General features: G+C 64.0%; 6 protein-coding genes and 2 pseudogenes. 5 read left to right on the top strand and 3 right to left on the bottom strand.

All coding sequences use genetic code 11. The annotated features are described in order from the left end of the window. Positions 1 to 675 (bottom strand): annotated as a pseudogene (locus EBE87_RS26975) (IS5 family transposase); the annotation flags it as partial. Between the two features lie 594 nt (positions 676 to 1,269). Between EBE87_RS26975 and EBE87_RS26970 the strand changes: the two are divergent. Continuing rightward, positions 1,270 to 1,476, top strand: a complete 207-nt coding sequence (locus EBE87_RS26970) for a cold-shock protein (RefSeq protein WP_120640630.1) — start codon at positions 1,270 to 1,272, stop codon at positions 1,474 to 1,476. 394 nt (positions 1,477 to 1,870) lie between these two features. Continuing rightward, complete coding sequence (locus EBE87_RS26965; RefSeq protein WP_120640631.1) at positions 1,871 to 2,107, top strand: hypothetical protein; 237 nt, start codon at positions 1,871 to 1,873, stop codon at positions 2,105 to 2,107. A 93-nt stretch (positions 2,108 to 2,200) separates the two neighbouring features. Here the strand turns inward: EBE87_RS26965 and EBE87_RS26960 are convergent, their stop codons facing one another. Together EBE87_RS26960 and EBE87_RS26955 are read right to left on the bottom strand one after the other, a co-directional pair. Further along, complete coding sequence (locus tag EBE87_RS26960) at positions 2,201 to 3,502, bottom strand: PQQ-dependent sugar dehydrogenase (protein ID WP_120640632.1); 1,302 nt, start codon at positions 3,500 to 3,502, stop codon at positions 2,201 to 2,203. Between the two features lie 630 nt (positions 3,503 to 4,132). After that, positions 4,133 to 4,669: an NYN domain-containing protein gene (locus EBE87_RS26955; RefSeq protein WP_158601040.1), complete on the bottom strand. Its 537-nt coding sequence runs from the start codon at positions 4,667 to 4,669 to the stop codon at positions 4,133 to 4,135. 568 nt (positions 4,670 to 5,237) lie between these two features. Between EBE87_RS26955 and EBE87_RS26945 the strand changes: the two genes are divergently transcribed. The 3 genes and pseudogenes from EBE87_RS26945 to EBE87_RS30130 all read left to right on the top strand — a co-directional run. Further along, complete coding sequence (locus EBE87_RS26945) at positions 5,238 to 5,747, top strand: HNH endonuclease domain-containing protein (protein ID WP_120640635.1); 510 nt, start codon at positions 5,238 to 5,240, stop codon at positions 5,745 to 5,747. 307 nt (positions 5,748 to 6,054) lie between these two features. Beyond that, positions 6,055 to 7,071, top strand: a complete 1,017-nt coding sequence (locus EBE87_RS26940) for an amino acid ABC transporter substrate-binding protein (RefSeq protein WP_233560247.1) — start codon at positions 6,055 to 6,057, stop codon at positions 7,069 to 7,071. 85 nt (positions 7,072 to 7,156) lie between these two features. Beyond that, positions 7,157 to 7,252, top strand: a pseudogene (locus EBE87_RS30130) (FAD-dependent oxidoreductase); the annotation flags it as partial. Between the last annotated feature and the right edge of the window lie 1,064 nt (positions 7,253 to 8,316).

Below are 8,316 nucleotides of genomic sequence, written 5' to 3'. Positions count from 1 at the left end.
CTGACCTCCTCGCCACGTGTGCGCAGGTGCAGGGTGAAGCCGAACTCGGCTGCCAGTGCGCGCGGCTCGTCATAGTCGAAGCCCTTGTCGAGGCAGAGGTGCCGGGGTTGGCGGGGCGTCGGCTTGGGCCGCTTAACAGGGACGGCCTGCAGGGTCTGGCGCATCAGCTTGTGGTCGTTGCGGTTCGCCCCCCCCTCGATCACTGCACCCAGAGGGACGCCGCGTCCGTCGGTCAGCACCGAGCGCTTGACCCCGCGCTTGCCGCGGTCCGTTGGATTGGAGCCGGTTTTTTCCCCCGCCCAGCGGCGCCTTGCCCATGGCGCCGTCGAGTGCGAGCCAACTCCAGTCGATGCCTCGCAGGCCGTCATAGGCCAGCAATCCCTTGCGCCAGAACGCCTCGAACACTCCGGCCTTTGCCCATTCCTGAAAGCGCCGGTGCGCCGAGGAGGACGAGCAGAGCTTGGTCTCCCGCAGCGCATTCCACTGACAGCCGGTGCGCAGCACAAAGAAGATGGCGTCCATCGCCGCCCGGTCCGGCACACGTGGGTTGTGGCAGCCCAGCGGGTGTTTAGGCCGTGGTGGCAGCAACGGCTCCATCTCAGCCCAGAGCGCATCCGGCAGGCGCCAGCCGTCATCTCGAATGCGCCGCTTCGTCGCCCGAATAGATCTCCTCATCATGAACGATGAGCTAGGAAGCCTCGCAGCCAGCGTCTAGTGGGATAGGTTCTTAGTTCTGACCCAGGGCGGTCCAGCCTCAGGGGTTCACTCCAAGCTGCCCCAGCCGCCCCAGCCACCAGGCAGCACCCCTTCCGGCCAAGCAGTGACTTTTTCAACAGAATTGGCAGAAGCAGAATACGACCTATCTGCGAAATCCGATTTGCGGTCGGGGGCACGCGATAACTGCATCGCGTGCTAGAGGGTGGATCAGATGGGTGTTGCCACAAGCTTGATGATCAATCAGCGGGGATCGTGTTGAAGCTCAGACCTGCCGGAATGGCGCGCAGAGACCTCTTCAGTGGGCATGGCATAGTGTGCCGGCCAAGGAGAGATCAAATTCAGGAAAAAGCAAAGCTTCCCCTTATGAGAGCTTTCTCCGATAGAACTTGCGCAATGGAATCGGGCTCTTTATACGGGGTTTGTCATTTTCGTTGTTCCGGTTTGCTTCTCCTGCCCATTCATCTGGGTTCTGAGCTTGTTTCCGTTTCAAACTGAAGGTGATCCGCCGCGCAATACTGCTTGGCGGTTTTCCGTTTTGATCGGAAGATGCTTATGCCTGTCGGCACCGTGAAGTGGTTCAACAGCACCAAGGGCTTCGGCTTCATTCAGCCCGAGGATGGCTCCAAGGACGTGTTCTTGCACATCTCCGATGTGCAGCGGTCTGGCCTGCAGGAGCCGCGCGAGGGCGACAAGCTGGAGTATGAGTTGGTGAAGGGCCAGCAGGGCAAGGTCTCGGCTGGCAATCTTCGTCAGGCCTGAAGGCCGCGCTGCCGTCTGGCAGCTCGATACCTACCATTGCGGCGCTTGCGCTGTGATGGGGCTGAGCCTCGGTTGGATCTCCAACCGAGGCTTTTTTTGTGGCTTCAGGTCCGGCCGGCAGTGCGGCCGCCTTTATGATCTCGCTCATCGCGTCACGAGCCGCGGATGACCTCGTCGAAGCGCCGGGCATAGGCCAGCGCCTGCACCACATCGACAGATGCTGCCGGGCTACATCGTCAGCAGGCGGGCTTGCCCGATTGGCATGCCAGCGCAAGCTGCCATCCGTGCTACCCTCCCTTTCTCGGTCAATCATCTTCGGGTGGTGTCCTGCGCTAGCAGGTGGCTTGAGGCCCCCAGGCACAGCTTCAGCGTGCCGTTGATAGGATGAGCCAACATGAGCGATGCGGCATTCAAGATCGGCCAGGTTGTGGCTTTCGGCCGTGGGGCTGGCGATGGCCACATCCGGGGCAACGAGTTCACCGTCACTCGGGTCATGCCGCTGGAGAGCGGCCTCCGCTCCTACCGGGTTCGCGGCCAGGACGGTGTGGAACGCGCCTTCCAAGAGAACCAGCTTCGGCTGGGTGATACCGCATCTCAGGCTGGGAAGAACGTCGAGGTTTGGCCGACCTGAGAAGCCCTGCCGGGTGGCATACCGTGATCGCAGCTCGTTGAGCTTCACCGCTGGGGCTGCCGCCAAAACTGACGTCAGCACTCCTCCGCGGTTTCAGCCCCCGGTGACACGCCAAATGATGTCGCCGACGTCGTCGGCCATCAGCACTGCGCCATCTGGGCCTATGTGAACACCGACAGGCCGCCCATAAGACTCTTTCTCGTCCGGCGACAGGAAGCCCGCGAGGATGTCGCGCGGTGGTCCGTCCGGATGCCCGTTGGCGAAAGGAATGAAGACCAGCTTGTAGCCACTGAGGATGCTGCGGTTCCATGATCCGTGCTGCCCAATGGCCATACCTTCAGGGAAGCCGGGCAGCGTGCCGGCTGGCAACCAGCACAGACCTAGCGAGGCGGTGTGGCCGCCTAGCGCATAATCCGGGGTGATGGCGCTGGCGACCTGGGCCGTATCCTGCGGCACCCGATCGTCGATGACGCGGTCCCAGTAGCAGTAAGGCCAGCCGTAGAAGCCGCCATCCCGCACCGAAGTCAGGTAATCCGGTGGCGTCTCGTCTCCCAGTCCGTCACGCTCGTTGACAACGGTCCAGAGCGCGCCCGTGTGAGGTTCCCAAGCCATGCCCACCGCATTGCGCAAGCCGGTCGCAAAAATGCGACGATGCCCGGTAGCCAGATCGACCTCGTGGATTGCAGCTCGACCGTCCTCCTCCTCCATGCCGTTGTCGGCGATGTTGGTCATCGAGCCCACGCCAACGTAGAGCTTCGTCTCGTCGGGGCTGACCAGCAGGCTGCGGGTCCAGTGGCCGCTTGGCTTGAAATCGCAGATCTGGCGTCCCGGCGCCTTGATGCTGGTGGCGCCAGGCTCATAGGGGAAGGCGACCAGGCCGTCGGTATTGCCGACATAGAAAGTGTTGCCCACCAGCGCCATGCCGAAGGGCTGATTGAGGTTCTCCAGGAAGGTCTCGCGGATCTCGGCCACGCCGTCACCATCGGCATCCCGCAGCAAGGTGATGCGGTTGGCGCTCACGCCCATGGCGGCAGCACGCTTCATGGTACTGATCTGAGCATAGTCCCAAATGGACTTGGCAGGCCGGGCTACACTGCTGGACTCGGCGACCAGGACATCGCCATTGGGCAATACGCAGAGCCAGCGCGGATGTTCCAATCCCGTGGCGAAGGCATTCACCCTAAGCCCTGGTGCTGTGGTCGGCACCCGGCCATCGTGCCACCCCTTGGCGGTCGGCATCTTGAGGGTTGGAATCGCGCCTTGAGGCTTCGCCACCGGAATGGCCGGTGTCTTGCCCCATGCCGGTATCGGCGTGCCATCGGTGATGCGCCGTATGGCCACTGTCCCGGTGCCGACCAGTGCCACGAGTTGTGCGAAGAGACCCGAAAAGCTCAACAGGCTGCTCCTTTCCCGGACGTCAAGGCCAGCAGATCAGCCAGGATCTTGCAAAGCAAGGTTCTCGTATGGATGCTGAGCAGCTGACTACAGAGCAGAAAGCCAGTGCTCGCGAGCGATGAGGAAGCGATCAATCGCTTTGACGCCTCAGGGCATGAGCAGTGCTGATGCCATGGCCGCTGCATGAGCCCTCCTCTTCTTTTCTGCCTGTGATCGGTCTGATCGGCTGAGGAGTGCGCCGCCATTACCGTGGGCGACACCCAGCGAAAGTCAGCCACACCGCCTTTTGAACCACCACTCAAGAGCGGCGTGCCGGCCATGGGAAAGGCGAAGTTGGTGTCGCCGGGGGTCTACCACGACAGCGGTGAGCCGGGTGCGAACAGCGTTCATGGTTGTATCTCCTGATCGGTGGCGCCTCGGTGGGGCGCCCTTGATCGATGAGCAGGTGCCCTGCTGTGGCTCCACAATAATCAGTCGCGGTTCGGCGAGACGGTTCAGTTGGTGAGGCATAATAGGGCGCCTACTCGCTTGGCTCCTCCCCTGCCCTGCACAGCCTGTCCACCCGGTGATCCACAGCTCTGTCCCCGCAAACTGGGGACAAGTCTCTGCCGCGGTCGGCAGGCGTGGGCCTCAGCGCAGCGCCAAGTCCTCCAGATAGGCATCCAGCGGGTAGAAGCGGCTGGCCACCGTCTGCAGCTCCCGGCTGGCGTGCGACCAGTAGAGCAGCGTCACGTCAAAGCCATCGGCCACGAGCTGCCGCACCATCGGCTCGTAGTCACCATCGCCGGCCACCAGGGTGATGCGATCCCTCCCCGGCTGCCCCAGCAGATAGGCGTCACGGCAGATCCGCGTCACCACGCCGGTGTCGACCCGCTTCTCGCGGCCGGAGGCAGCGCGCTCCACCACCCGGACCTCAAAGCCGGCCGCCTCGGCATGGGGCCACAACCCCTCATTGCTGTCGGTGACGGAGCCGAACACCGCGGCCTGCATCGGATCCTCCAGCTTCCGTAGCAAGGCCATCAGGCGGTGGAAGTCGAGCCGGTAGCTGAAGTCGGGACTGCTCTGCTGGTTCACCTCAGCGAGGTTCCGCGCCCAGCCGCGGGCGACGGCGCTGACCTTCTGCGCCTCGAGGAACAGGTTGCTGCAGTCGACATAGGCCAGATGCACGGTGATGCCTTGCCGGGCTGGTTTGCGGCGCCCTCTCCGGCGAAACTACCCCGGCTGGCTGCCGGCGAGAACAGGCGTAGGGCTCTTGGCACCCCATGAGCAGGAGGTTGTGGGCGTCGATGTCCTGGGACAGGTATGAGGCCCATGCTGATACGGTGGTGTCGCACTACGAAGCTGCCGATCCGGCCACCCTGCACGCCTGGTTTCAGGACCTACTGCCCAGCAGCCCCGCCGCCGTGCTGGATGTCGGCGCCAGCAGTGGCCGCGACGCCGCGTGGCTGACCGGGCTCGGCCATGACGTGGTGGCAGCCGAGCCGGCAGGTGCGATACGAGCCGGGAGCATACGGCGCCACCCGGAGCCGCGCATCCGCTGGGTCCCTGACGCCTTCCCCGCTGAGAGGCCTCCTGCGTGCCGGCCTCTCCTGCGAGGTGATCCTGGTCAGTGCCGTCTGGCAGCACCTGCACCCGAGCCACCGCCCGCGCGCCTTCCGCAAGCTGGTCTCGCTGCTCAAGCCTGGCAGCCTGCTGGCGCTGACCCTACGGCGCGGCCCGGCCGAACCCGCGCGGCATGCATCCGGTGTCGCTGGAGGAGATCGAGACGCTGGCCCGCGACCATGGCCTGGCGGTGATCCGGCGCGCGGACGCCATGGACAGTCTGGGGCGGCCCGAAGTGTCCTGGATCTCGGTGGCGCTGCGGCAGCTGGAGGCGCGGCCGCTGCACTGTGTCTGGACCGGCAGAGCCCTGGCCCAGGAGAACCTCGACATCGATCACCTCTTCCCCTGGTCCGCCTGGCCCTGCGGCGACCTGTGGAACCTGCTGCCGGCGCACCGCCTGGTGAACCAGCGCCTCAAGCGTGATCGCTTGCCGGCAGCGAGCACTCTCGCTCAGGCCGAGGAGGGCATCCGCGGCTGGTGGCAGGAGGCGTACCTCGCACCGGAGGATCCGCTGCTGCCGGGGCGCTGTGCGCAGGAGGCACGTGCCAGCCTGCCAGAGCCGTCCGGGATGACCGCAGAAGCGTCGCCGCTCGAGACCGTCTTCACCGCAGTGGGCCTACAGCAGCCTGCGGCTGCACCATGATCAGCAAATGCCGGAGTGGGCAGCAGAGCTGTAAGCCACCGCCGCGCGGGATCCACAAAGGCCAGATTGGTGATGGCAAGCCAGGCCCCATCAGCGAGCAGGTGCAACGGCTGTACATCGAGGACTGCCTGTCCAAAGGGGAACCCATTGAGAACCGCATCCCGGCGCAGGGGTCGCCGACGGTCGCCGGAGGACCGGCAACGGGTTGCCCGGCGTCGGGGGGAACGCCATGGTTCGTTTCCCGTTCCCTGTGCAGTCGGCACGGTTCGGTATCACGAGCAAGGAGGGAGTTGAGATGATGAGGCGCATGTCCGCGGTGATCGCCCTGGTGGCCACCGCCCTTTGCAGCGGTGCCCCGGAAGCCCGGGCTGGCGCGACGCTGGACGCGGTCAAGGCGCGGGGCACCCTGAACTGCGGCATCCACACCGGCATCGCTGGCTTTGCCCGCCCCGATTCCCGCGGTGTCTGGCAGGGCTTCGACGTCGATTTCTGCCGCGGCCTCGCCGCCGCCCTCTTCAACGACCCGGACAAGGTCCGCTTCACGCCCCTGTCCACGCCGCTGCGGTTCACCGCCCTTTCCTCGGGCGAGGTGGACGTGCTGTTCCGCACCAGCACCGCCACCATGCTGCGCGACACGAGCCTCGGCATCCGCACGGTCATGCCGAACTTCTATGATGGCCACGGCTTCATGGTGCGCGCAGACGCCAAAATCGCGAAGGCCACCGACATGGGCGGCGCCACCGTCTGCCTGCTCCAGGGCACCACCAATGAACTCATCACGGCGGACTTCTTCCGTACCAACAACATGACCATGACACCCGTGCTGTTCGAGCGGGCCGACCAGGCAGCCGAGGCGTTCCAGGCAGGACGGTGTGACGCCTACGGGAGCGACGCCTCCCTGCTGGCGGCCGCGCGGTCATCGATGCGGAACCCGTCGGACTGGACCATCCTGCCCGAGCGCTTTTCCAAGGAACCCTACGGTCCCTATGTCCGCCGGGGCGACGACGAGTGGTACGACGTCGTCCGCTGGTATGTGAACGCGGTGATCCAGGCGGAGGAGAGCGGCGTCACCCAGGCCAACGTTGACGAGGTGCGCCGCACCACCACCAATCCCGACACGCGCCGCCTCCTGGGCGTCACGCCCGAACTCGGCCAGGCCATCAAGGTGGACCCCCTCTGGGTGGTGAACGTCGTGAAGGCGGTCGGCAACTACGGCGAGATCTACGACCGTCACATGGGTCCGGCCAGCCCCGTGGGCCTGCCGCGCGGCGTCAACGAGCTATGGACGCGCGGCGGCCTGCTCTACGCCCTGCCGATGCGCTGATGAACCAAGGCGTCAAAGGCTAAGGGCAACCGGACCGCGGCCCGGGGGTAGGCTGCCGCGGCAGACACGTTGATGGTGGAAGGTGATGCGGCACGTATCGGTTGTGGGGGGTGGCGGCATCACCGGGCTGCTGACGGCCTGGGCGCTCAGCCGCCGCGGTGTGCGGGTGACGGTGTTCGAGCAGGGGCCCATTTCAAAGCTGTCGAGCCCAGATCCTGCGAATGATCAGCAGCAGCGCTTCTTTGGCTAGCCCCGATAATCCGCCGGCGAGGAAGAAGAAAGAGATCAGCATCAGCTAACCCATGACGGCCATGGTGTGCAGCAGGCCTGCCCACATCGAACCCTGCCACGATGCAAGATTGGGCAAAGCCTTCATGCAGACCACATCCGTTCAGTTCGGCGATCAGCCCAGCCAGGGCCGCGGATGCAAGCGGTGCGATTCCTATGACGACCATCAGGATCAGCAGCCATACGCGGCCAGGCGTTCTGCTCAAGGGCTTCCTCACGAATCTGCGTCTACAGCACGCGCTGCAGGCAAGAGTACGAGGAGGTGATGATGGTGGACCAGAAAACGACCTGGAACCCGAAGCGGATCCATGATGTAGCGACCGGAGCATAAGGAAGGGCGCCTTTACCCCAACCACTGGGCCGAGGTTGATGACCTAGTGTTGAACGAAGGGTTGGCCAAGACTGCCGAGCGGCTGGCGCAGCACATCACACCGGAGCCGATTTATCCGGCCGTGCCCTACCCGCGGGAGCTTGCCTATGCGTGACCAGCAAACGACCCTCAAACGTCCATAGATCACCATCTGATGAGCCGTGCGGTGCTTCCTCGCCCTGCGCAATACACTTCATCTCATGCTGAGGAAAGCAGAGAGGGCAAGGTTTTAGACCAACGAGGAAGTAATCTCGGATACAACATCCAGACTCCCTATTAGGAAATTTTCTTGATTCCATCAAAAACATTTGAAATATTGCTAAAAATTATTCTATTCGCCTCGGCTGGCAGCCTCAAGCTCCCTGATCAAAAGCTTTCAGGGAGCAACGGGTATTGAGATCCGAATGCTTCCGAGCCTCTGCGTCACTACGAGAGCAACCCCATGCCTGACGAACAAAGGCCCAACACGGTAAGCTTGCGAGCAGCTTTATGGCTGCCGTCCAGCTCGCCGGTGTTGTCAGCTATCGGCTACAGGGCGCGACTGCATGTCGCGCCCGGCCAAATCTATCAGATGGAGCGGCTACGGC

This window comes from Teichococcus wenyumeiae, assembly GCF_003696345.1.
Taxonomy (GTDB): domain Bacteria; phylum Pseudomonadota; class Alphaproteobacteria; order Acetobacterales; family Acetobacteraceae; genus Pseudoroseomonas; species Pseudoroseomonas wenyumeiae.
This window is presented reverse-complemented; position numbering and strand designations above follow the sequence as displayed.

Excerpts from the sequence above, each read along its gene's own strand:
- EBE87_RS26940 (WP_233560247.1), top strand. The coding sequence starts at position 6,055 with ATGTCCGCGGTGATCGCCCTGGTGGCCACCGCCCTTTGCAGCGGTGCC.
- EBE87_RS26965 (WP_120640631.1), top strand. The coding sequence starts at position 1,871 with ATGAGCGATGCGGCATTCAAGATCGGCCAGGTTGTGGCTTTCGGCCGT.
- EBE87_RS26970 (WP_120640630.1), top strand. The coding sequence starts at position 1,270 with ATGCCTGTCGGCACCGTGAAGTGGTTCAACAGCACCAAGGGCTTCGGC.
- EBE87_RS26945 (WP_120640635.1), top strand. The coding sequence starts at position 5,238 with ATGCATCCGGTGTCGCTGGAGGAGATCGAGACGCTGGCCCGCGACCAT.